The organism is Psychrosphaera aquimarina, from assembly GCF_032461525.1.
Lineage (GTDB): Bacteria > Pseudomonadota > Gammaproteobacteria > Enterobacterales > Alteromonadaceae > Psychrosphaera > Psychrosphaera aquimarina.
On sequence record NZ_JAWCUA010000010.1, the window covers coordinates 236,362 to 258,973 of the forward strand.

23 protein-coding genes are annotated in these 22,612 nt (G+C 36.8%); 19 read left to right on the top strand and 4 right to left on the bottom strand.

Annotated elements, in window-relative coordinates; all coding sequences use genetic code 11:
- Window positions 1-30 precede the first annotated feature (30 nt).
- A complete protein-coding gene (pmbA, locus tag RT723_RS12955) occupies window positions 31-1,374 on the top strand; it encodes a metalloprotease PmbA (protein ID WP_315947481.1) in 1,344 nt (447 codons plus the stop codon).
- A 92-nt stretch (window positions 1,375-1,466) separates the two neighbouring features.
- Here the strand turns inward: pmbA and RT723_RS12960 are convergent, their stop codons facing one another.
- Window positions 1,467-4,034 (bottom strand): penicillin-binding protein 1A, encoded by a 2,568-nt coding sequence (locus tag RT723_RS12960; protein ID WP_315947482.1) that lies wholly within the window; start codon window positions 4,032-4,034, stop codon window positions 1,467-1,469.
- A 143-nt stretch (window positions 4,035-4,177) separates the two neighbouring features.
- Between RT723_RS12960 and pilM the strand changes: the two genes are divergently transcribed.
- From pilM to RT723_RS13005, 9 genes are all read left to right on the top strand, one after another.
- Window positions 4,178-5,185 carry a type IV pilus biogenesis protein PilM gene (pilM, locus tag RT723_RS12965; RefSeq protein WP_315947483.1) on the top strand — a complete coding sequence of 336 codons (1,008 nt, stop codon included), beginning with the start codon at window positions 4,178-4,180 and terminating at the stop codon, window positions 5,183-5,185.
- Window positions 5,185-5,760 carry a PilN domain-containing protein gene (locus tag RT723_RS12970; RefSeq protein WP_315947484.1) on the top strand — a complete coding sequence of 192 codons (576 nt, stop codon included), beginning with the start codon at window positions 5,185-5,187 and terminating at the stop codon, window positions 5,758-5,760. The genes pilM and RT723_RS12970 overlap by 1 nt, the downstream gene beginning before the upstream one ends.
- 74 nt (window positions 5,761-5,834) lie before the next feature.
- Complete coding sequence (locus RT723_RS12975; protein ID WP_315947485.1) at window positions 5,835-6,386, top strand: type 4a pilus biogenesis protein PilO; 552 nt, start codon at window positions 5,835-5,837, stop codon at window positions 6,384-6,386.
- The gene (locus tag RT723_RS12980; RefSeq protein WP_315947487.1) at window positions 6,379-6,858 is read left to right on the top strand and encodes a hypothetical protein; all 480 of its coding nucleotides are present in this window, start codon (window positions 6,379-6,381) and stop codon (window positions 6,856-6,858) included. Before RT723_RS12975 ends, RT723_RS12980 begins: the two co-directional genes overlap by 8 nt.
- Window positions 6,859-6,951: 93 nt before the next feature.
- On the top strand, window positions 6,952-8,262 hold the full coding sequence (locus tag RT723_RS12985; RefSeq protein ID WP_428983706.1) for a type IV pilus secretin PilQ: 1,311 nt from the start codon (window positions 6,952-6,954) through the stop codon (window positions 8,260-8,262).
- Window positions 8,263-8,399: 137 nt separating this feature from the next.
- Entirely contained in the window at window positions 8,400-8,918 is a 519-nt protein-coding gene (gene aroK, locus RT723_RS12990; RefSeq protein WP_105051876.1) for a shikimate kinase AroK, read from the top strand.
- 20 nt (window positions 8,919-8,938) lie between these two features.
- The gene (gene aroB, locus RT723_RS12995; protein ID WP_216056275.1) at window positions 8,939-10,003 is read left to right on the top strand and encodes a 3-dehydroquinate synthase; all 1,065 of its coding nucleotides are present in this window, start codon (window positions 8,939-8,941) and stop codon (window positions 10,001-10,003) included.
- Window positions 10,003-11,763 (top strand): AAA family ATPase, encoded by a 1,761-nt coding sequence (locus RT723_RS13000; protein WP_315947489.1) that lies wholly within the window; start codon window positions 10,003-10,005, stop codon window positions 11,761-11,763. The genes aroB and RT723_RS13000 overlap by 1 nt, the downstream gene beginning before the upstream one ends.
- Window positions 11,764-11,771: 8 nt before the next feature.
- The gene (locus RT723_RS13005; RefSeq protein ID WP_216056273.1) at window positions 11,772-12,590 is read left to right on the top strand and encodes a Dam family site-specific DNA-(adenine-N6)-methyltransferase; all 819 of its coding nucleotides are present in this window, start codon (window positions 11,772-11,774) and stop codon (window positions 12,588-12,590) included.
- Between the two features lie 13 nt (window positions 12,591-12,603).
- Here RT723_RS13005 and RT723_RS13010 read toward each other — a convergent pair whose 3' ends face one another.
- The gene (locus RT723_RS13010) at window positions 12,604-12,795 is read right to left on the bottom strand and encodes a DUF2970 domain-containing protein (protein WP_216056272.1); all 192 of its coding nucleotides are present in this window, start codon (window positions 12,793-12,795) and stop codon (window positions 12,604-12,606) included.
- Window positions 12,795-13,079 (bottom strand): hypothetical protein, encoded by a 285-nt coding sequence (locus tag RT723_RS13015; protein ID WP_216056271.1) that lies wholly within the window; start codon window positions 13,077-13,079, stop codon window positions 12,795-12,797. The genes RT723_RS13010 and RT723_RS13015 overlap by 1 nt, the downstream gene beginning before the upstream one ends.
- A gap of 192 nt (window positions 13,080-13,271) precedes the next feature.
- Here RT723_RS13015 and RT723_RS13020 point away from each other — a divergent pair, with 192 nt between their 5' ends.
- From RT723_RS13020 to RT723_RS18185, 3 genes are all read left to right on the top strand, one after another.
- The gene (locus RT723_RS13020) at window positions 13,272-14,144 is read left to right on the top strand and encodes a hydrogen peroxide-inducible genes activator (RefSeq protein WP_216056270.1); all 873 of its coding nucleotides are present in this window, start codon (window positions 13,272-13,274) and stop codon (window positions 14,142-14,144) included.
- A gap of 73 nt (window positions 14,145-14,217) precedes the next feature.
- Entirely contained in the window at window positions 14,218-14,418 is a 201-nt protein-coding gene (locus tag RT723_RS13025) for a ComEA family DNA-binding protein (protein WP_315947490.1), read from the top strand.
- 4 nt (window positions 14,419-14,422) lie between these two features.
- The gene (locus RT723_RS18185; protein WP_428983708.1) at window positions 14,423-14,527 is read left to right on the top strand and encodes a ComEA family DNA-binding protein; all 105 of its coding nucleotides are present in this window, start codon (window positions 14,423-14,425) and stop codon (window positions 14,525-14,527) included.
- 62 nt (window positions 14,528-14,589) lie between these two features.
- Here the strand turns inward: RT723_RS18185 and RT723_RS13030 are convergent, their stop codons facing one another.
- The gene (locus RT723_RS13030; protein ID WP_315947491.1) at window positions 14,590-15,810 is read right to left on the bottom strand and encodes an EAL and HDOD domain-containing protein; all 1,221 of its coding nucleotides are present in this window, start codon (window positions 15,808-15,810) and stop codon (window positions 14,590-14,592) included.
- Between the two features lie 352 nt (window positions 15,811-16,162).
- Between RT723_RS13030 and RT723_RS13035 the strand changes: the two genes are divergently transcribed.
- The 6 genes from RT723_RS13035 to RT723_RS13060 all read left to right on the top strand — a co-directional run bounded on the left by RT723_RS13035 (window position 16,163) and on the right by RT723_RS13060 (window position 22,571).
- Window positions 16,163-16,342 carry a hypothetical protein gene (locus tag RT723_RS13035; protein WP_315947492.1) on the top strand — a complete coding sequence of 60 codons (180 nt, stop codon included), beginning with the start codon at window positions 16,163-16,165 and terminating at the stop codon, window positions 16,340-16,342.
- Window positions 16,343-16,485: 143 nt separating this feature from the next.
- Window positions 16,486-17,430: a homoserine O-succinyltransferase gene (locus tag RT723_RS13040; protein WP_315947493.1), complete on the top strand. Its 945-nt coding sequence runs from the start codon at window positions 16,486-16,488 to the stop codon at window positions 17,428-17,430.
- 23 nt (window positions 17,431-17,453) lie between these two features.
- Window positions 17,454-18,521: a homocysteine S-methyltransferase family protein gene (locus RT723_RS13045; protein ID WP_315947494.1), complete on the top strand. Its 1,068-nt coding sequence runs from the start codon at window positions 17,454-17,456 to the stop codon at window positions 18,519-18,521.
- Window positions 18,522-18,574: 53 nt separating this feature from the next.
- Window positions 18,575-21,202: a methionine synthase gene (gene metH / locus RT723_RS13050; protein ID WP_315947495.1), complete on the top strand. Its 2,628-nt coding sequence runs from the start codon at window positions 18,575-18,577 to the stop codon at window positions 21,200-21,202.
- A gap of 107 nt (window positions 21,203-21,309) precedes the next feature.
- Complete coding sequence (locus RT723_RS13055; protein ID WP_315947496.1) at window positions 21,310-21,921, top strand: DUF938 domain-containing protein; 612 nt, start codon at window positions 21,310-21,312, stop codon at window positions 21,919-21,921.
- Window positions 21,922-21,983: 62 nt separating this feature from the next.
- Entirely contained in the window at window positions 21,984-22,571 is a 588-nt protein-coding gene (locus tag RT723_RS13060; RefSeq protein WP_315947498.1) for an LURP-one-related/scramblase family protein, read from the top strand.
- Window positions 22,572-22,612 lie beyond the last annotated feature (41 nt).

The following is a 22,612-nucleotide window of genomic DNA, read 5'->3' on the forward strand; positions in this document are numbered from 1 at the left end:
GCGCAAATTAACCAGTATTTTTGAGTATTTATGACAACTAAAACCGATATTTTTAACGATATAGATCAAGTGAAGACCGCAATCGGCGATTTATTATCATTAAGTAAAAAATATGGCGCCGATTCTGCGGAAGCGGTCATTAGTAAATCTAAGGGCATTACAGTATCAAGTCGATGCCAAGAACTGGAAAATATAGAGTTTAATCAAGAAGGCGCTTTAGGTATTTCTATTTATGTTGGAAAACATAAAGGCTCAGCTTCAACAGCTGACTTGAGTCATGCTGCGTTAGAGCAAACGGTAAAAGCGGCAGTGGATATTGCTAAATATACTTCAGCCGATGAGTTTTCAGGATTAGTACAGAAAGATGAGTTGGCGACTGATATTCCAGATTTAGATTTATTTCATCCGCATCAAATATCACCAGAACAAGCGATTGAATTTTGTATTGAATCAGAGAAAGCAGCATTCGATTTTGACAATCGAATTACCAATTCTGACGGCGCATCGTTATCGAGTTATCAAGGTTTTAAAGTTTATGGCAATAGTTTAGGTTTTATTGAAGGCTACCCAAGTACTCGTCATAATTTAAGCTGCTCAGTGATTTCACAAGACGGTGAAGAAATGCAGCGCGACTATGCTTATACGGTAGATCGTGAATTCAACAAATTAGACAGTGCAATATTGGTTGGTAAAAAAGCAGCGGAAGCCGCCGTTTCAATGTTAAACGCAAGAAAGTTAGATACCTGTCAATTGCCGGTTATTTTTCATGCTGAAATTGCATCTTCACTTTTTGGCCATTTAGTTTCAGGCATTAGCGGTGGCAGCTTATACCGTAAATCATCTTTTTTGATGGATAGTTTGGGTAAATCTATATTTCCAGAACTTGTTAACATCGTTGAAAAACCGCATTTAATGAAAGGGTTGGCAAGTAGTCCTTTTGACTCAGAAGGTGTGGCGACGATAGACAGAAATATCATTGAAAGCGGGGTATTAACCACGTATTTACAAACCGGTTATTCAGCCAGAAAAATGGGCATGAAAACCACAGGTCATGCTGGAGGTATTCATAATTGGTTAGTTCAAGCGACTGATCCTGATTTAGCGGCATTGCTGAAAAAGATGGATAAAGGTCTGCTGGTAACTGAATTGATGGGGCAAGGTGTGAACACAGTTACCGGAGATTACAGTCGAGGAGCTGCAGGCTTTTGGGTAGAAAATGGAGAAATCCAATATCCAGTATCTGAAATTACCATTGCCGGTAACTTAACGGATATGTTTAAACAGATTGTTGGTATAGGTGGCGATGTTGAAAAACGGGGCGCGGTTCAAACTGGCTCGGTATTAATTGAAAATATGCAAATCGCTGGTAACTAATTTAACATCAAATAACAGTCTAAAATGCGGCATACACAAACTGCTCATTTGTTATAAATGAGCAGTTTGTAATTCTATTCCAAACAAACTTGTTAAAACAATTCGTCATCTTCTTTGATTTGATCTTTGTTATCATCTAACCGGATCGGGAGATTACTATCTGTGTATTTTGTTGGCTCAGTACCCTTTATAAAGTATTCCCAACGTGTTGTGTGGTCTGTTTTACGTGATAATAAGCCGGTATCAATATCAATTCTGACTGAAATAATACCTTCAGGTATCTCGCGATAGGTAACTGGGATACTTGGTAAAATTTCATGCATAAAACTTACCCATGCAGGTAAGGCAGATTTTGCCCCAGATTCACCACCAAATGTTTGTTTATTATCTAAGTTTGTATTGTAATTTACACTTCCAAGTGGACGACCAGGAGCATCAAATCCTAACCAGCTTGTTGCGATTATTTTGCTGTTAAATCCGGTGAACCAAGTATCAACGGCATCGTTGGTTGTGCCCGTCTTACCTGAAATATCACGACGTTTAAGACTTTGAGCTCGCCATGCCGTCCCACTCCAACCAGTGCCTTTACTCCAATTACCACCGCCCCAAATCGTTGCATTCATGGCATCGGTAATTAAAAATGAATTGGCGGCTGAAATAACTCTAGGTGCAGGCATTAATTCATTGGATTCTTGATTATCAGACTCAACAGTATCGTCATAAGCATTTACTTCAGGTGTTTGGTAACCAGCGACCAACTTAGGATTCTTGAAAATAACTTTACCACCAATATTCTCAACTCGATCAATCAATTGGTTGCGCACTAGATAACCACCATTAGCAAAAACGCTCATTCCCGTTACCACAGAAATTGGCGTCAGCGCCGCAGAGCCTAAGGATAATGATTCATTTTTAGGCAAGTCTGATTTAGCAAAACCAAATCTTGTCATGTGTTCTATCGTTTTATTAATACCAACGGAACGAAGTAACCTTACCGACATTACGTTTTTAGATTCTGCTAACCCGCGTCGAACTCTGGTTGGTCCGCCATAAGTTGGTGGTGAGTTCTTAGGGCGCCAGGCTGTACCTAGTTTATTGTCCCACTTATTAATTGGTGCGTCGTTAATTAGGCTTGCTAAGGTATACCCATTTTCTAACGCTGCAGAATAGACAAAAGGTTTTATATTGGAACCGATTTGACGTTTCGCCTGGGTGATCCGATCAAACTGATTGTTGGCAAAGTAGTAGCCACCAACTGATGCTTTTATATCGCCATTTGTTGGGTCTAATGCGACAAAAGCACCACTAACATCTGGTATCTGACTTAATCTGTAACTATTGTCATTGTTTGGGCGTAACCAAATTAAAGCACCAGGTTGGATAATATCAGCTACTTTAGTCGGAGCAGGCCCCTGTGCTGTATCGGAAATATATGGTCTTGCCCATTTCATATTTTCCCAATCAATTACATCTATAATGCCAGACCTAAGTTGTACATACGCCGTTTTCTCAGTTAAATTGGTGACAACAGCAGGCACTAGATCATCATAATCTTTAATATTTTCTAGATATTCATTAATTTGTTCAAACGTCCAAGACTCAAATTGAGCATGATCATTTGTTATATCCTCTTGTCCCTCTACGGACTCCAATGTATCTGATGCATCAGTTAACTCAGACTCATGCCATAAATAACTCGTTGGCCCTCTATAACCATGTCTTTCATCGTAAGCATGAATATTATCTTTGACGGCTTGTTGTGCCGCTTTTTGTGCCTTTGAATCAATTGTTGTATAAACATTAAATCCTTCTGTATAAGCTTGCTCTAATCCGTACTTTTCTACCATTTTTTTACGAACATCTTCCGCCACATATGGGGCATAAGCGGTTATTTTAGCGCCATGATGTTTAGCGGTAATTGGTTGTGCGATGGCGTCTTCGTAGGTTGCTTTGTCAATAGCACCCACTGTTAACATTCTACTTAATACTATGTTTCGTCGTTGTTTTGCTCGTTCTGGATATCGCAGAGGATTATAGTTTGATGGTGCTTTTGGTAATCCGGCAATGGTGGCTATTTGCGCTAATGTCAACTGGTCCAAATCTTTACCATAATAGACTTGTGCTGCAGCTCCAGCACCATAAGCTCTATTGCCAAAGAATGTCTTATTAAAATATAAAGATAAAATTTCTTCTTTACTTAAAAGTTGTTCAATATGAATGGCAATGTAGATTTCTTTTACTTTACGGATCACTGTTCGGTCTAAGGTTAAAAAGGCGTTTCGTGCAAATTGCATGGTGATGGTACTGGCACCACGTGTTCTTTTGCCTAAGATAATAGTGTCAAATGCGGCTCGTAACACGCCAATAGGATCAATCCCATAATGATGGTAAAAACGAGAGTCTTCGGTCGCTAATAAAGCATCAATTAAGGTTTGAGGAAGTTCTTTATAGTGTAAAGGGATCCTGCGCTTCTCGCCAAATTGAGAAATCAACTCACCATCGGCGGTGTACACTTTCATTGGGATTTGAAAACGTACGTCTCTTATTACCTCTTCGGTTGGTAATTCATCTTTTATATAAAAATAGAAACCAACAATTAAAATCAGGCCTGAAATCATGCCAAATAGAAAAAGTTTAAATAGTCGTTTAAGCCAAATCATTAAATACATCAAATGAATAAAAAAGAGACAGGAATTTTAGTCTAAGTAGGGGCAAATGATAAGGAAAAAATAAATTATCATTCTTGTATTGATTTTGGGTAATTGTATTCTAGTATTTAATAACTGCTAAAGGGAGGTTCGGCATGTTATTTAATTCTGTCTACAGTTTATTTATTAGAAATAATCAATGTTTAGGCATAGATATAGGCACATATTCAATCAAGGTCATTGCGTTATCTCGCAGCGACGATAAGGTTAGAATTGACGTGTTGGCATTGGTGAAATTACCGCTAGGTACACTGGTAAATAAAGAGGTTCACAAGGCAGAGCCATTTGAGCATGCACTTAAATTATTACGATCTTCAATCCCCCCAAATATTCAAAACGCTGCAATTGCAATTACAGGGTCACAAGTCATAAGCAAAACGATTCAAGTTGACAGGACATTAACCGACGCTGAAATTGAGCACTACCTTTATGGCAATTTAAAACTAGTTACAACAAAAGTGGTTGGCGAAGTAAATATTGATTTTGTTGTGATTGGTCAAAATAGGTTAGATGACACTTTAAAAGATGTGTTTGTTGTCGTAGCGAAACAAAGTTTAATTAATACACGTATATCCGCGTTAAAAAGAGCTGGTTTTAATTGCGCTATCGTTGACATAGAAAGCCATGCTATCACCAGGAGTTTACAGTTTGGTTTGAACCGTCAAAATAAAGCGACCGATGTGATTGCCAATGTTCATATTGGCGAGACGACTTCTTTATTTATTGTTATCTCTGGTGATGAATTGGTGTTCAGTCGTGAGTCGAATATTGGAATCGCCCATTTATTCCCTAAAAAAGATAAAACATTAGAGATAAAAGTGGTGGACAAGCTGGTCGCTCAATTGAGCCATTGCCAACAAAACTACTTATCCATTTTTGACGGTAAAGCCATCGATACTTGGCATGGTTCTGGGGGAGGCGCTCATTTTGTGGAGTTACTTGGTTATTTATCTAACCAACTAAAAGTTGATATTCACAAATCTAAGCCATTGCAATTTCTTTCAGTTTTGGATGAACAGTTAGAACATAAGAAAAACGAAGTTATGTCTATCCAAGGATGTTTTCAGGTTGCTTTAGGGCTAGCAGTACGAGGGCTATCTTAATGGTAAACGTAAACTTAATCCGGTGGCGTTCGATAAAAAGACATCACAATTATTCCAAATTAATCATGAATGTTCTAATTGGTGGTTTGGTCGCGATTTTATTGGTTGGCTGGTTCTATCACTGGATACAAGTCGAACTGGATAAACAAATAATCAGTTTAAATGAACAAAATTTAGATTTAGAAAGAATTGAATTACCGCCAAGTAACCTAAGAATAAAAATTTCGGATTTAACTATCTATAAACAACAATATAGCAAAATCAAAGCTGTGTTATTCAGCCACTACCAACTTCGTCAATTATTCGAAGTATTGGACAGATTAATACCTAAACAAGTGGTCTTAACGGAATTACAATTTCATGATGATAAACTACGCCTTACCGGGGTGAGTCTTTCTGATCATTCATTGTCTGACTTTTTAGATAAACTGAGTCGGTCACCTACTTTTGTTAAACCTCAACTTACATTTTCGTTACAAGACACTAAAGTAAATCCTCAACAATTAGTTGCTAAAACGCTTAATATTAAAAGATTTAACCTCCATGTTCTGTACAACAGTGAAGATGAGGTCTAAAGGTGTTTACCCTGCGGTTATTTGAACAATCATTGTTCATTCCGAGTTTTCTGTTCAGTAGCTTGAAATATCGATTGATCACAGGTTTTGTCGTATTTTTCACTGTACTTGTCTCTGGTGCTGTATTGATTATATTTCCCCATTGGCAAACATTATCGCAAGTAACCCAAGAGCTTGGGCTGATTAAAGAACAAGTTAGTCAAAAGAAAGTAAATTTAGTAAAGCACAATCAGTTATTGAAAGTGCAACAAGCACTAAAAAAATCATTAAATCCATACTTTACTAAACAACCTATTTACCTAATAACCACTAAGTTTGTGACTCAAATTGAACAGTGGTGCAAATTAGCTGGTATACCACTGAATAAAGTTAATTGGGGGAGTTTAAACCATAAGACTCATTTTCAAAGCCAGTCGATTAACTTCCAATTTATTGGCCAGTATCAGCAGATAATTTCATTACTTCACTACATTGGTCAAAACCATACTTTTGTTGAGATTAACGATGTAAAGATAAGCGCTAACTCCAACAAGGATGGTGTTTACAACAAGAAGTCGCAACTGTCCTTTGAGTTAAAGGTAAATATAGTGTTGTTAAAAAATACAAATGGAGTGAGTAATGATTAAGTTCCTAGAGAGGTTACTTGGTAAATATCGATACGTATTGTCGATATTCTGTTTAGTGGTTTTTGTATTTACTAATCCAACTTGGGCGGTAAAACCTAAACAAACTTCGGAAGAAAATAATTACCCTGAATTATCGTACACACCTTTACCTTTTAAACTATCAAGAGATTTATTTAGTGCTGCTCAGCAACAAACGGAGCATGTTAAAGAGAATAATTTAAAACGACTTTCTAATTCACGAGTGAATGCAGAATGTAAAGCGTTAAAGGAGGCATTTCAATACTTAGGGACTTTCACTCAAAACAATGAATTAACCGCGGTTATTCGGGGACAACAGTTAATGACGAGAAAGGTTAAAGTTGGTGAGTTACTGCCTAATACAGGATTAACGGTTAAACAAATTGTAGACGCACATTTTACTGTCGAAGGTGTGGATTCATCGATGTGTTTGGTTTCAAAAATAAGTTATTGAACTGATAGGGCTACATGTAAATGAGCCTAGAACAAGGATGTTAACATGAAGATATTTCTAATTAAGTGGGGTCATAATATCGCTAAGTTATTTATGTTATTACTCTTACTTAGCTCGGTACATCCAATAAAAGCGGCGGAGTCAGCTGGTACGCCCTTATTATCATTCAATGTTATTGACCTTCCTATTCGCAGTGCATTACAGACAATTGCGGATTCTCAACATCTTAATATTGTTATTTCAGAAAAAGTAACTGGCACAATTTCATTAAACTTAACTAATGTGCCGTGGTTGCAGGCGTTAGATTTGATTCTAGAACTTAATGGTTTAGAAAAACGGTTTGAAGGCAATGTGTTATTAATTAATACCCTGAAAGAATCGCAACATCAACAAACGACAAAATTAGAAACTCAAACGGCATTAGACAAATTTGAACCATTACTATCTGAGTTTATTCAAATCAAATACGCAAAAGCTAACGATATTGGAAGATTGATAAAAACGGGCACGGATTCAATATTATCTAATCGAGGTCAGGTTACGGTGGATCCACGTACCAATACGTTATTAGTGAAAGATACGAAACAAGGTTTAATTACACTTAAAAAAGCGATTGAGCAATTAGATATACCGGTTAAACAAGTTTCTATTGAAGCTCGTATGGTGACAGTGCGGGATAATGTGGATGAACAGCTAGGCATTCGTTGGGGAATATCTGATACATCTATGAAAACTAATAGGCAGAATGTTGTCTCCGGAACATTAAATGGAATTAATCAAATCAAAAGCGATGCCACGGACTCTGCAATAGAAGACAGGTTAAATGTCAACTTACCTATTGCAAGCCCCGCGGGGAGTTTAGCCTTACATATTGCAAATTTATCAGATGGCTCTTTGTTGGATTTAGAATTATCTGTATTAGAGCGAGAGAATAAAGGTGAAATTGTGGCATCTCCAAGAATTTTAGCGTCCAATCAAAATATGTCTCGCATTGAGCAAGGAACCGAAATTCCTTATGTTCAAACAGGCTCTCATGGTGCAACGAGTGTCGCATTTAAAAAAGCGGTACTGAGCCTTGAAGTAACACCTCACATTACACCGGATAATAATGTTATTTTGGAATTGAACATAACCCAAGATGCACGTGGCGATGTGGTCTCTACTTCAACAGGCCCTGCGGTTGCCATAGATACACAACAAATTAAAACCAAAGTTTCAGTTAAAAATGGTGAAACGATCGTGTTAGGTGGGATATACCAACAGCAAGTTATTGAGTCGGTGACTAAAGTGCCTTGGTTAGGTGATATTCCTTATTTAGGTAGGTTATTCAGAACGGATTCAAAATTCACTGAGAAAAGGGAGTTATTAATTTTTGTTACCCCCGAAATAATGAATGATATTTAAAAATCTAACCTTAGATGAAAGTGTTGCTTGCTTTTCATAGCGTTTTTTTGCGATAATTCGCGCCTTATTTTTCGTGGGCGTGTGAAAGACGTCGGGATTTTCGTAGTAATTAAATAATAGTATTTGAATTAGGTAATATGGCTGAAAAACGTAACATCTTCTTAGTGGGTCCAATGGGTGCTGGTAAAAGCACAATAGGTCGACACTTAGCCGAGCAATTGCATTTGCAATTTGTTGACTCTGATCAAGAAATAGAACGCCGTACTGGTGCAGATATCGCTTGGGTATTTGATCTCGAAGGTGAAGAAGGCTTCCGTATTCGAGAAGAATCTGTTATCTCTGAGTTAACTGAAAAACAAGGCATTGTATTAGCGACGGGCGGTGGTTCTGTTGTAAGTAAAGAGATCCGTAATCGTTTATCAGCACGCGGAATCGTTGTTTATTTAGAAACGCCTATTGAAAAACAAGTTGCACGTACGCAACGTGATAAACGTCGTCCTTTATTACAAACCGAAGAACCAGCACGTGATGTGTTGATCCGTTTGGCTGAAGAACGCAGTCCACTTTATGAAGAAGTGGCTGATATCGTTGTAAAAACTGACGAGCAAAGTGCACGTGTGGTAGCAAACGATATAATCAAAAAATTAGACTTTTAATATAAGTAGGAGCTGTGAAAATGGAAACAGTAAACGTTTCTTTAGGTGAGCGCAGTTATCCAATCTATATAAAATCAGGAGCTATCAACGATAGCTCCTTTTTTGTGCCTCACATAAAAGGCACTAAAGTAGTTGTGATCACAAATACCACGCTTGAACCATTATTTTCCGATAAAATTCTCAATACCCTAAAAGATTTTGATGTAAATATATTTAGTATTGAAGATGGTGAATCATTTAAGACTTTAGCCAGTTACGAAAAGATCATGAGTTATTTGTTAGATAATAACTATGGTAGAGATGTGACATTAGTCGCATTAGGTGGCGGTGTTATTGGTGATATAACTGGGTTTGTAGCTGCTACCTATCAACGTGGTGTTAACTTTATCCAAGTTCCTACAACTCTTTTATCACAAGTAGACTCATCTGTTGGTGGAAAAACGGCCGTGAACCACCCTTTGGGTAAAAACATGATAGGCGCTTTTTATCAACCCAAAGCGGTAATCATTGATATAGACACATTAACGACATTACCAAAAAAACAGTTTTCAGCTGGAATGGCTGAAGTTATTAAATACGGTATTTTAGGTGATCTTACGTTATTTGAGTATTTAGAAAGTAACGCCCAAGCAATTAATGAAATGAACACAGATATGTTAATTCATATCATTAAACGCTGTTGTCAAAATAAAGCCGACATTGTTGCACAAGATGAAAAAGAGTCTGGTGTGAGAGCATTATTAAATTTAGGTCATACTTTTGGACACGCTATTGAGGCTGAAATGGGCTATGGTGTTTGGTTGCATGGTGAAGCCGTTGCTGTTGGCATGGTTCAAGCAAGTCAATTAGCTAAGCTTCGTGGTTGGCTAACTCCTAATGATGTTTTAAGAGTGACTAACCTGAATCAACAATTCGATTTACCAATTATTGGTCCTGAAAACATGACATTAGATAACTATTTAGTGCACATGAAAAAAGACAAGAAAGTTCAGGCAGATACAATAAGATTTGTATTGCCGAAACAGATAGGTAAAGCGATACTAGTTAACGATGTAACTGAAAGTGAATTAAAACATATTTTATAATGACCTTAGTTAATGCTGGACCAGATCAATTTTACATACCCGCTTCACGCAATGCTTTTATTAAAAAAGTTCAAGCGGGTTTAACGCACGCTAAAATTGTTGCAATAGAAGGTCAGCAAGGTATTGGTAAAACAATATTAATTGAAGAAGTACTGACACAAACACTGCCAGACGGAAATAAGTGTTATTTAACAGCAGCTCGCTCTATAAATGACATTCAAATCCGAAGCCGGATCATTGAGCAATTATTTGGCAATGTATTATTCGATCCGGAAATGCCAATCCTCACCTCATTTATTGAATTTAATAACTCCAGTGATATGTTGATAGCTATTGATAATGCCCATTTTTTAAGTGGTAAAATCATTGGTGAGTTATTGCAGTTATGCAGCGAATCAAAAAATTTAGGTATCCAATTAAGCATAGTGATGGCGTTCGATAAAACGATTGCATCGACTTTAATTAATGTTAAATCTGGTTTAGTAGAAATACTGCCCGTACCTCTATTAACCAAACAAGAAAGTTATCAACTACTCGCTGAATACGTTATTGATATCCCAGCTCAAACCAGTCCCAGAATAAAACGTTGGATAGAAAATTCCGCAGGTCTTCCAATTCAGCTATTGGCATACAACGATGTTAATGCAGGTAAAGTTTCAGATAGTGAGCCGTTTAACATTAAATTATGGGCATCTATTTTAGTGACATGTAGTTTGTTATTAGCTCTTGGAATTTATCTTTACAGAATGGGGATAATTTCAGAACAAGAACAAGCGTTAATGACAAACACGTCTTTAAACAAGACTTCAGATGTCGTTAAACCTTGGCAAAATGTAACGGAATCAAATTCAGCATTAGAGAAACAGAACGCGATAAGTACAAAAGAACGTTCTGAGTTACTTGTTGCAGACAAAAAAATGGCACAAGTCGTAATTAGACCAACGGCGAGTTCAGAACTGATCTTCTCTGAGTTAATGAGCCAAAAATCTAAAGTGAGTTTTGGTAATGAAAAAGTAGCAGAAAACCCGACAACAGATATGATCTTGGCTGAATTAACCAAAAAACCTGAATCGGTTGATAATAACTTAATTAATGAAATTACAACGACAACGGCAGAAATCGATACAGATACCAGCGAAACATCACAGAAAGAACAACAAATCACAGACATAGGCAATGAATCTAACTTGACTGAAACACCTATTAGTATGGACTTTTTTTTAGACCTTGAAGATGCGCGATCAGAGCTTGAAAAACCTGAAAGTAAAAAACAAGTTCAAACCGAGTTAAATGAATCTGCATTGATAGAAAACACAGCACTGGATAGTGATAAAATTCAAGTACCTGATATCTCTAGAATCGATCAAGAGCCGACGTTAGAAGAGTTAATTCAAGACGATATAATTTCTGTCGCCAAGGAACAACCATCGGCTGAAGCTCCTGGGAAACCTTATACGATCGATAATCAAATATTTATGTCCTTACCGGCTGATCATTTTGTATTACAACTTACCGCGGTTAGTAGTGAAGCTGTATTAGCACAATATTTAGAGTCAGCTCCGTATGAAAAAGATAAATTGCGGATATATATGGTTAAACGTAATTATACTGATTGGTTAGTCGTAACTTACGGACTGTTTGAAACCATCGAGTTGGCAAGACAAACCGCAGCATCTATAGCCCCAAATGCGTGGGCTAAATCAATAAGTGTAATCCAACAACAAATATTGGCGTTTGATGACGCTCAATCAGCACAGTAGAGCGCCAAATGAAAAAGAAAACCAGAGCCTTCTTAAAGTGGGCTGGCGGAAAGTATGGGCTAATTGAACAGATCCACGCAAGGTTGCCAGAAGGGAACAAGTTAATCGAACCATTTGTAGGTGCTGGATCCGTTTTTCTAAATTCTGACTTTGATAAGTACTTATTAAATGATGTAAATCCAGATCTGATCAGTCTTTATAAAATAGTTAAAGCTCGTCCAAAAACATTTGTGAAAGATGCAAAAACGTTGTTTGTTCAGTCAAACAATAAAAAAGATGCCTTTTATGGGTTAAGACATGAGTTTAACCAAAGCACAGACCCTTATTACCGCTCCTTGTTATTCTTATACTTAAATCGCCATGGCTTTAATGGTTTATGCCGTTATAACTTATCTGGTGGCTTTAATGTTCCGTTTGGATCATATACAAAACCTTATTTCCCAGAAGATGAGATTTTTATATTTTCTGAAAAATCTAAAAAAGTTAAGTTTGTTTGTGAAGATTACACAAAAGTTTTTGCTCGAGCGCGAAAAGGAAATGTGATTTATTGTGATCCGCCATATGCACCTTTAACGGAAACTGCTAATTTCACATCATATGCGACGGGAGGGTTTGATGTGAATGCACAGGCTAACCTTGCCAAACTTGCCGAACGAGCCGCTTTTAAACGGAATATTCCTGTGTTAATTAGTAATCACGATACAGTGTTAACACGAAAGTTGTATGATGAAGCAGAGCAAAGTTTTGTAAAAGTAGCTCGAAGCATTAGTCAAAATGGAAGTAAAAGGCAGAAGGTTTCAGAGATTTTTGCGTTATATAGTAGTTAATGTAAATAGGTTGTTAAGGTAACACTGCACTAACGATAGCTACTAAAATTAATATAAAACCTATCACTAAAATGACACCAGCAAGAATAAATGGGAAGGGAGTTTCTGACTCGAAGTCTTGTTTGTGATTATTAGAGTTTTGTACACCTAACAATGCTGAAAAAGCACTCTTAAATGCATTAATGAAAACGTTTATTTTTGACATTAGCTGTACTGCCGGTTTTCTTTTTTATTATCTGAGGTTACAGACTTACCATCATCATTGTGAATTAACTCTAGTAACTGAAAAAAATGAAACCGAGAAGACTTATTACTTGTGATCCAATCCCACCAACTAGGGCTACTGACTTTTGCAGATGGACATTCTTTAACCGTTATTGTTTTGTTATTTTTGCATGGGCAATCATTAACGACAGGCGCTGAAAGTGCACTAGCTGAAATAAAAAACACTGAAAAACTAATGATTTTTTTATATTTGGAAATGATCATTGATCTTCTCCGTGAAACTAAGGTCCCAAGAGTCTAATTTATAAATAGAAATTTTGTTGGCTAATGCGTTAAGTTGAACATAAAGTGCGATAAGTTAACAATTTGTTAAAAAATAGACAGATAAGTACAAATAAAATACAACGTAAGTTGAAAATAATCATAATATTCTGATTTATATAACTAGGGATAATAATGAAGTTACCTAAATTACAGCAGTTGAAGTACTTAGTTGCTTTATTTGATACTGGCCATTTTGGTCAAGCGGCTAAAAAGTGCTTTGTTTCTCAATCAACTTTAAGCAGTGCAATCCAAGCTCTTGAAGAACAATTAGATTCCCAATTAATAGAAAGAGATCACAAAACATTTGTATTTACACCTTTGGGTGTGGATGTGGTCAATAAAGCGAGGATGATCTTAGAGCAGAGCGCGGATCTTGTCGCAACTTCAAGCGCTGAAGGGAATGAGTTCTCAGGACCTTTGCAGGTTGGTGTAATACCGACAATAGCCCCATTTGTTTTGTCTCCATTAATTAAAAAGTGTGCACTCGAATATCCTAACTTGGAATTGTTCTTACGAGAAGATACGACGGAGAACTGTTTAAGTTTACTGCGAGAAGGCCGGTTGGATTTAGTTTTAATGGCAACACCTTACGAAACCAATGAATTTGTCGAGTTTGAGTTGTGCCAAGACCCTTTTGTTAAAGTTTTTCATCCTGATCGAGTGAATGAAAATGTGTATTTATTAGAAAAAGAACATTGTTTATCTGATCACACGATTAAAGGTTGTAGGCTTACAGAAACGGACAATATACACCCGTTTCAAGCGAGTAGTTTAAATACATTGCTGGCGATGGTTGAAGGTCATTTTGGTGAAACCTATCTTCCACAATTAGCGATAAAATCAGGTTTATTAGTCAATAGTTCATTATCTAGTGAAGAAATGGAAGATAAAACTGCCAGTCGAACATTAAGTTTAGTTTGGCGAAAAACGAGCCATCGAAGAGTCTTTTTTGCGAAAATTGGAGAAACGGTTAAACAAGTCTTAGAAGCGATTTTAAATAAGTAATAATATAAATTTGCCAAACTTATAAAGTTGACTTATACCTTTATTGGGTAATTTACAATATAAGGAAAGAGAAATGAATAAGATGGCATTTATAGTTACTATTTTTACTTTGTTGAGCCTATTTCCAAATTCAGCTTTGGCGATAACTCCACTTCAAGTAAATCTTAAGTCCGACGCTGTGGTTGTTGAGACGAAGTTAAACATTAATAACGCCGATGTTGAACAATTAACTCAGATTAAAGGTTTAGGCAAAAAAAGCGGAAGCAATCGTTAATTATATTAATGAAAATGGAAAATTAACCTCGTTAGATCAGTTAGTTAATGTGAAGGGAATTGGTAATAAGTTGGTGCAAAAGTTGTCACCTTACCTAATAGTAGAATAAACGTTGAACATATGGATATCGAAACTAAAAAAGGACTCAGGTCCTTTTTTTATTGCACGGGGTTAACTATTAATTGACGAGATTTGTTCATTAGACCAGTCAATAGCGTTTGCATATATAGCAGGTACTTGTTCGTCAGATAACTTTAACGATGTCTCTAATGCTGATTCTTGTTCCCATAAACCTCTCTCGTAAGTCATCGCCAATTGTAAATATGTCGCTAATTTTCCTTTTTTGTTTACCAGAGCTTCTTTTATTTCGAGTGAAAGTGGGAGTTGCTCCATAACCGTAGCAATATCTTCATCTAAAATAGCGTCAATTAAAGATAACATGCCGGTTAAAAAGGCCATGCTAGCATCACCGTCTTCATTAATTTCAGCTAAGTTTTCACAAAAACGCGCTCTAACCATAGCAAGTCGTAACAACTCTTGTGGTTTTTCATCACTGACTGACGCCGTAAATAATAAAGATAAAAACTTTTTAAGTTCATATTTTCCTAATGCGACTATAGCTTGTTTTATGGTTGAGATGTCAGCTCGTCGTTTAAATGTTGCAGAATTACTGTAGCGCAATAACTTATAGGAAAGGTTGATATCTCGTTCAAATATTTGGGTGACTTTAGGTAAATCGATATCAGTTGAAGATGTTTCTGCTAATAATTCCGAAAGGGTTAATTGACTCGGGGATAACGTCTTAGTTTTAACCATTTCAGGTTTTGAGAAAAAGTAACCTTGGAAGTATTTAAATCCCATTTTTTTACATTGATTAAACTCGGCTAATGTTTCTACTTTTTCTGCTAAATAATTAATATGTTTGAACTCGGCCAATTCAGTCATTACCTGTTCAACTTCTTCAAAAGACATAGCTCTAAGATCAATTTTAATTATATCTACGTAAGGGAAAAAGTGTCGCCACACTGGTTTATGCTCGTAATCATCTAACGCAATAACATAACCTTGTTTTTTTAACTCGATTACAGAAGCTAATAACTTTTTACCTGGGGTAACCGTTTCAAGTATTTCAACTACGAGTGTCTCTGGCGGTAACATGGCTGGGTAATTTTTAAGGATGGTGTCTAAAGTGAAATTAATAAAAGCTGGTTTGTTTCCCGTTAAATGGGCTAACCCTAAATTGAACTGTGATCCTTCGATTATACGAGTAGTTGCTTCGTCTTCATCTATTCCCGGAAATACATTGTCAACGCCGTCTCTGAATAGCAATTCATAAGCAAATAAATTTTTCTCAGCATCCAAAATAGGTTGGCGAGCGGCATAAAAATACATTCAATATTTCCGTGATCAATGTGTGTAAAAAGTTAAAATTAAAACAAGCGTTTTAAATAAACACTCTTTGCTTAATATAGTACTAATGGATAGTAAACACTACTTTTAAATTTAGTTTCACTTGTTGTTGGAAGTGAAATTTAGCTAGATTATTTTAAGTATCTTATGTGGCACTAATGTATTCACTGTATTTATAAATATAGCGACTTTATTGCAATAAATATAAATTTCGAATTAGTATATTTAACAATCCCTGTTTATCCATCTTACTCATAAAGAAAGCAAAAAACCAAATAGTTAAGTACAAAATATGTACTAAACTTAATTGAAATCTATTTTGTTAAGGGAAGATATGGACTCAATAATTATGATGTCTGTCGGTTATATAATTTGGTGTTGCATTGCTTTTTGTGTCGCTAAAATTTTCCGAGTTGGACATACACACGAAAAAACAATCACTTTGTTTTATGTATTGTTAGCTGCGCCTATGGTCATTATTGAGATCTTAACTGGTAAAGGTACGATTAGATAAGGTGAATATAGATAAATATCGGTGAGAAAACTCACCGTTTTTTTTACTCTTCAATTATGGACGTCTAAACATCTAGATGTTGACATTATTTCAAAATTACGTAATCTGCATATAAATCAATTTTATTCCAACGAGTCATATTCATGCCTATTAGAGTACCGGATAAATTACCTGCTATTGATGCTCTTAAGCAGGAAAATATTTATGTAATGCCAGCGCACAGAGCGGACACACAAGATATTCGTCCAATGCAGGTGGCGGTACTCAATTTGATGCCTGATAAAATAACTACTGAAGTTCAACTGGTGAGATTGTTATCCAATAGTCCGTTGCAAATTGATATTGAGCTCGTTAGGTTAGAGCATCAAACTAAAACCACATCCGAAGCTCATTTAGACAATTTTTATCGATACTTTAGCGACATAAAAGATAAGAACTACGATGGGTTGATCATCACAGGCGCGCCTTTAGGACTAAAAGATTACGAAGATATAACTTACTGGCCACAATTAAAGGAAGTATTGGACTGGGCAGACCGACATGTCACTTCTACTTTATTTTTATGCTGGGCTGCTCATGCTGCCATTTATTATCATTACGGAATTAAACATGATATCCGTGATACTAAATTAAGTGGGGTATACAAACATACAAAATGGGAATCTAAAGCGCCAATAATGCGTGGTTTTGATGATATTTTTTATGTACCGCATTCTCGTTATGGTGAAGTACCTATCAATAAATTAAATAAAGAAGCTGACTTAATTACTATTTCAGGTTCGAATGAAGTTGGTGCGTATTTAATGCAGAATAAATCAGGCACTAGGGTGTTTATTACTGGTCATCCTGAATATGACAGGTTAACTTTGCATGATGAGTATACTAGGGATGTCGATGCAGATTTAAACCCTGATATCCCCGTCAATTATTACCCTGATAATGATCCTAAACTTGCACCACAAAAGTTGTGGCAAGCTCATGGATATTTATTATTTAGCAACTGGTTAAATTATTACGTTTATCAAACGACACCTTATAACCTTAGCCAAGTAAGTGAAAACATCAGAACAGATAATTTTGCCGAATAGTCAATACAGCGCAGGAAATTAAAATGAGTAACAAAGGCAGTATACGCCCAGATCAAACCCAGCTATTAACCGAATTGTTGAATAAAAAAACCTTGATTTTAGATGGTGCAATGGGAACCATGATCCAACAATGTGGTTTGGAAGAAGAAGACTATCGTGGAACTCGATTCGCGGATTGGCATACCGCAATTAAAGGTAATAATGATCTGTTAGTTTTGACACAACCAGACATCATTAAAAACATCCATCTTCAATACCTAAAGGCTGGCGCTGACATAATAGAAACCAATAGTTTTAATGCGACTAAAACTTCAATGGCCGATTATGAGATGCAATCACTTGCAGAGGAAATTAATTTTGCTGCAGCTAAATTAGCACGAGAAGCGTGTGATGAAGTTGCAACGCCAGATAAACCAAGGTTTGTAGCTGGCGTATTAGGGCCAACATCAAAGACGTTATCTATCTCTCCAGATGTTAATGATCCAGGTTTTAGAAATATCACATTTGACGAATTAGTCGAAGACTACATTACCGCTACACTTGCTTTAATGGCGGGAGGTTCAGATATTATTTTAGTCGAAACTATTTTTGATACGTTAAACTCGAAAGCTGCATTATATGCTATTGAAGAAGCGTTTGAGCAAGCAGGGCAACGTCTGCCAATTATGATTTCAGGTACTATTACCGATGCCTCTGGTCGTACATTATCAGGTCAAACAACAGAAGCTTTTTATAATTCTATCTGTCATGTTAATCCATTATCCGTCGGTTTAAATTGTGCATTAGGGCCAGACCAACTGCGCCAATATGTTGATACCTTATCTTCTATTTGTGAATGTTTTGTGTCGGTACACCCTAATGCAGGGTTACCTAATGAGTTTGGAGAATATGATTTAGAGTCTGGTGAAATGGCTGAACATATTGCTGAATGGTCAAGTAGCCAATTAATGAATATTGTCGGAGGGTGCTGCGGTACCACGCCGGAGCATATTACGGCTATGTTAAAAGCCGTTGAAGGTAATATTCCACGTGCACCTAAAGAAAAAAGCGCCTTGATGCGCCTTTCCGGACTTGAAGCGTTTAATTTATAAATATCATTAGTAAGTGAAGTTCCTTAACTTACTGAGTGTGGAAACAAAAAATTATGACAACAAAATCAGTTAGCAGATTTATAAACGTAGGGGAGCGAACCAATGTAACCGGTTCAGCTATGTTTAAACGATTGATCCTAAATGGGGATTATGAAGCGGCGTTAGACGTGGCTCGTCAACAAGTTGAAAATGGCGCGCAAGTTATCGATATCAATATGGATGAAGCCATGTTGGACTCTGTCGCTGCTATGGAGAAGTTTTGTAAGTTAATTGCATCAGAACCTGACATCGCTAGAGTGCCAATTATGTTGGATTCCTCTAAGTGGGAAGTGATAGAAGCTGGACTTAAATGCGTACAAGGTAAAGCAATCGTTAATTCTATTTCGATGAAGGAAGGGGAAGAACCTTTTCTAGCACATGCGAAAAAATTAAAACGTTATGGTGCCGCTGTCGTCGTTATGGCATTTGACCAAGATGGGCAGGCTGAAACCAGAGAAGAAAAGTTTAGAATCTGTAAACGTGCTTATGAATTATTAGTTGATGGCATAGGTTTCCCACCACAAGATATTATCTTTGATCCTAATATATTTGCCGTCGCAACGGGTATAGAAGAGCATAATAATTACGCGGTTGCTTTTATTGATGCTATTAAGGACATAAAGGAACATTTACCACACGCCAAAATTTCAGGCGGTTTATCCAACGTATCTTTCTCTTTTCGAGGTAATAACCCGGTTCGTGAAGCCATGCATTCCGTCTTTTTGTATTATGCGGTTCGTGCCGGGATGGATATGGCTATTGTTAATGCTGGCCAATTAGCGGTTTATGATGATATCCCACTTGAACTGCGTGACGCGGTGGAAGATGTAATATTAAACCGCCGTGATGATGCTACTGAGCGTTTACTCGATTTAGCACCTAAATATCGTGGTGACGGTGTTCAGGTAGAAGCAGAAACACAAGAGTGGCGAGGATGGGAAGTAACTAAACGTTTAGAACATGCTTTAGTGAAAGGTATTACCCAGTTTATTGAAGAGGACACAGAAGAGTGTCGATTGCATTTTGATAAACCTCTACAAGTGATTGAAGGGCCATTAATGGATGGCATGAATATCGTAGGTGACTTGTTTGGTGAAGGAAAAATGTTTTTACCTCAAGTGGTGAAATCAGCTCGGGTTATGAAACAAGCTGTTGCCTATTTAAACCCCTATATCGAAGAAGAAAAAGAAGAGGGTAGTACTAACGGAAAAGTACTAATGGCAACCGTAAAAGGTGATGTACACGACATTGGTAAAAACATAGTTGGTGTGGTTTTACAATGTAATAACTACGAAGTAATAGACTTAGGCGTTATGGTGCCTTGTCAAAAAATCATAGATACCGCTATTGCGGAAAAAGTCGATATCATAGGCTTATCTGGGTTAATTACGCCATCACTTGATGAGATGGTGCATGTTGCAAAAGAATTAACACGTCAAGGGTTAGATTTGCCCTTATTGATTGGCGGTGCGACAACGTCAAAAGCGCATACCGCGGTTAAAATTAACGAACATTATGAACACCCAGTGGTTTATGTACCTAATGCGAGTCGCTCTGTATCAGTGGTATCTAACTTGTTGAGTAAAGAACTAAGAGCGCCGTTTTTACAGCAACTTGAAAAAGACTATGAACGTGTGGTGATACAACATCATCGTAAACGAGATAACACCCAATACATTAGTTTTGAACAAGCTCGAGCGAACAAATTCAAAGTGGACTGGGATACTTATCAGCCTCCAAAACCGAAAAAGTTAGGTATTCACGAATGGCATAATGTATCAATCGCCACTTTGCGTGAATATATCGACTGGACGCCATACTTTTTAACTTGGCAATTACATGGTAAATACCCATCAATTCTAAAACATGAAGTTGTTGGTGAGCAGGCACAAAAAGTATTTGATGATGCGAACCAAATGTTAGACCGCTTTGAAAAGTCGGGAGAGCTCACAGCTAAAGCTGTATTTGGTTTATTCCCAGCTAACAGCACCGATGAGTCAATTGAGGTTTACTCGAATGAGAACAATCAACAAACTCAGTTGGTTTTGCATCAATTAAGACAACAGTTAAAAACCAGAAACTCGTCACCTAATTATTGTTTAAGTGATTTTGTTGCAACAAAAGAGTCAGGTGTTGAAGACTATATAGGTGCCTTTGCCGTTACTGCTGGATTTGGTGCTGATGAATTGGCTGAGAAATTTTTAGCTGAGCATGATGATTACAACAATATTATGGTTAAAACCATCGCTGATAGACTAGCAGAAGCGTTAGCTGAATATTTACATCAGCAAGTCCGTAAAGAATATTGGGGATATGCTGCGGATGAAACGTTAGAAAATGACGACTTAATTCGCGAAAAATATCAAGGTATACGTCCTGCACCGGGTTACCCTGCATGCCCTGAACATACTGAAAAGTCTAAATTGTGGCAATTGTTAGATGTCGATAAACGTATTGGTATGACACTAACAGAAAGTTACGCAATGTGGCCAGGCGCTTCTGTATCTGGTTGGTACTTCTCACATCCTGATTCTAAATATTTTGCGGTTAGCAAAATAGATAAAGAACAAGCTCAAACTTATGCCGACCTAAAAGGTTGGGATGAACGAACTGCCGAAATGTGGTTAGGTCCAAACTTGTAACTGTTCCAATTTAACTATTGAGTGATCGATAAAGGCTAGTTGATGCATCAACTGGCCTTTTTGTTGAATTAAAATTAAGATATAGAACCAAAATTATGGACCTTAGTATGATTGATCCTTTTGCCCACTTAGCCAGAAATCCTGCAGCTGATAATAATAAACAATATATCTTGAACGTTTTGAAGAATTTAAACCTTCTAAAAGGTAAAGTCATTGAGATAGGCTCTGGACCAGGACAACATGGTATTCATTTTTGCCAGCATATGCCTGAGCTAGTTTGGCAGCCAACTGAAATAAAAAGTAAGTTACCCCTAACGATGCAATGGTATGAAGTCAGTCAGAAACAAGGACTCACTAATTATTTGAAACCATTCTCATTCCATATTGGCCAAGATACGATTACCGCCTCTGAGTTTGAGCTGATATATTCCGCTAATGTTTTGCACATCATTAGTGAAGCGTTGGCCAAACATTTAATCAAACAATTAGTAGAATCGATGAATCAAGGTCAAAAGTTGGTTTTTTATGGCCCTTTTAAACAAAAAGGTGAATACACATCTGAGTCGAATCGAGACTTTGATCAATGGCTTTTTAGTGAAGGTTACGGCGGTATGCAAGACCTTGAAGATATACCAAATTGGAGCAATGGCCAGTTAAGTTTATTACAAGTTGAAACTATGCCAGCTAACAACTTTATTGTTGTTTATCAAAGGACTTAGTTATACATTGCTCAACACCTTAATAAGAACAAATTTATTTATAGATTCAATTAGGATGAAACATGACAGATGTAATTAATAAAAACCTATACTTGATTAAAGAGCATGTTGGGATATTCAAAGCTGCCAATAATTACGATATTTATGATCCTGAATCTGGCGAAATAATCATGGAGTGCCGCGAGCCTAATTTAGGCTTTTTTACTAAATTATTAAGGTTTACTGATTATAAACGCATGACGCCGTTTGATGTGCAAATTAGAACATCAGATGAACAACGTCTGATCCGCATTCAAAGAGGCATTTCTATCTTTTTATCTAAAGTAGAAGTGAGAGATCATAATAATGAATTGCTGGGTGGCTTTGCACAAAAACTATTTTCGATTGGCGGAAAGTTTGATGTCCTAGATCAAAACGAACAAGTATTATGTTCGTTGGAAGGTAACTGGGTTGGTTGGGATTTTTATTTCAAAGATGGCGAGACGACACTTGCTCATGTCACTAAAAAATGGGGCGGACTTGGCGCAGAAATGTTTACTAGCGCAGATAACTATGTATTAGAAATTAACCCTGAAGTACCGGCAGAACACCCAATACGTAAACTTATTCTGGCAGCAGTCATGTGTATTGATATGGTATTAAAAGAATAATAATCAATTAATAGCACACTCGGATTTGTACTACTATTAGG

What these genes read in the sequence shown, in the direction of transcription:
- RT723_RS13010 (WP_216056272.1), bottom strand. Translation starts at nt 12,795, where the DNA reads ATGTCAAAAATAAACGTTTTCATTAATGCATTTAAGAGTGCTTTTTCA.
- RT723_RS12960 (WP_315947482.1), bottom strand. Translation starts at nt 4,034, where the DNA reads ATGATTTGGCTTAAACGACTATTTAAACTTTTTCTATTTGGCATGATT.
- RT723_RS13040 (WP_315947493.1), top strand. Translation starts at nt 16,486, where the DNA reads ATGCCTATTAGAGTACCGGATAAATTACCTGCTATTGATGCTCTTAAG.
- metH (WP_315947495.1), top strand. Translation starts at nt 18,575, where the DNA reads ATGACAACAAAATCAGTTAGCAGATTTATAAACGTAGGGGAGCGAACC.
- pmbA (WP_315947481.1), top strand. Translation starts at nt 31, where the DNA reads ATGACAACTAAAACCGATATTTTTAACGATATAGATCAAGTGAAGACC.
- pilM (WP_315947483.1), top strand. Translation starts at nt 4,178, where the DNA reads ATGTTATTTAATTCTGTCTACAGTTTATTTATTAGAAATAATCAATGT.
- RT723_RS13025 (WP_315947490.1), top strand. Translation starts at nt 14,218, where the DNA reads ATGAATAAGATGGCATTTATAGTTACTATTTTTACTTTGTTGAGCCTA.
- RT723_RS13045 (WP_315947494.1), top strand. Translation starts at nt 17,454, where the DNA reads ATGAGTAACAAAGGCAGTATACGCCCAGATCAAACCCAGCTATTAACC.
- aroB (WP_216056275.1), top strand. Translation starts at nt 8,939, where the DNA reads ATGGAAACAGTAAACGTTTCTTTAGGTGAGCGCAGTTATCCAATCTAT.
- RT723_RS12980 (WP_315947487.1), top strand. Translation starts at nt 6,379, where the DNA reads ATGATTAAGTTCCTAGAGAGGTTACTTGGTAAATATCGATACGTATTG.
- RT723_RS13055 (WP_315947496.1), top strand. Translation starts at nt 21,310, where the DNA reads ATGATTGATCCTTTTGCCCACTTAGCCAGAAATCCTGCAGCTGATAAT.
- RT723_RS12985 (WP_428983706.1), top strand. Translation starts at nt 6,952, where the DNA reads ATGTTATTACTCTTACTTAGCTCGGTACATCCAATAAAAGCGGCGGAG.
- RT723_RS13030 (WP_315947491.1), bottom strand. Translation starts at nt 15,810, where the DNA reads ATGTATTTTTATGCCGCTCGCCAACCTATTTTGGATGCTGAGAAAAAT.
- RT723_RS13035 (WP_315947492.1), top strand. Translation starts at nt 16,163, where the DNA reads ATGGACTCAATAATTATGATGTCTGTCGGTTATATAATTTGGTGTTGC.
- RT723_RS12970 (WP_315947484.1), top strand. Translation starts at nt 5,185, where the DNA reads ATGGTAAACGTAAACTTAATCCGGTGGCGTTCGATAAAAAGACATCAC.
- RT723_RS13005 (WP_216056273.1), top strand. Translation starts at nt 11,772, where the DNA reads ATGAAAAAGAAAACCAGAGCCTTCTTAAAGTGGGCTGGCGGAAAGTAT.
- aroK (WP_105051876.1), top strand. Translation starts at nt 8,400, where the DNA reads ATGGCTGAAAAACGTAACATCTTCTTAGTGGGTCCAATGGGTGCTGGT.
- RT723_RS13060 (WP_315947498.1), top strand. Translation starts at nt 21,984, where the DNA reads ATGACAGATGTAATTAATAAAAACCTATACTTGATTAAAGAGCATGTT.
- RT723_RS13020 (WP_216056270.1), top strand. Translation starts at nt 13,272, where the DNA reads ATGAAGTTACCTAAATTACAGCAGTTGAAGTACTTAGTTGCTTTATTT.
- RT723_RS13015 (WP_216056271.1), bottom strand. Translation starts at nt 13,079, where the DNA reads ATGATCATTTCCAAATATAAAAAAATCATTAGTTTTTCAGTGTTTTTT.
- RT723_RS13000 (WP_315947489.1), top strand. Translation starts at nt 10,003, where the DNA reads ATGACCTTAGTTAATGCTGGACCAGATCAATTTTACATACCCGCTTCA.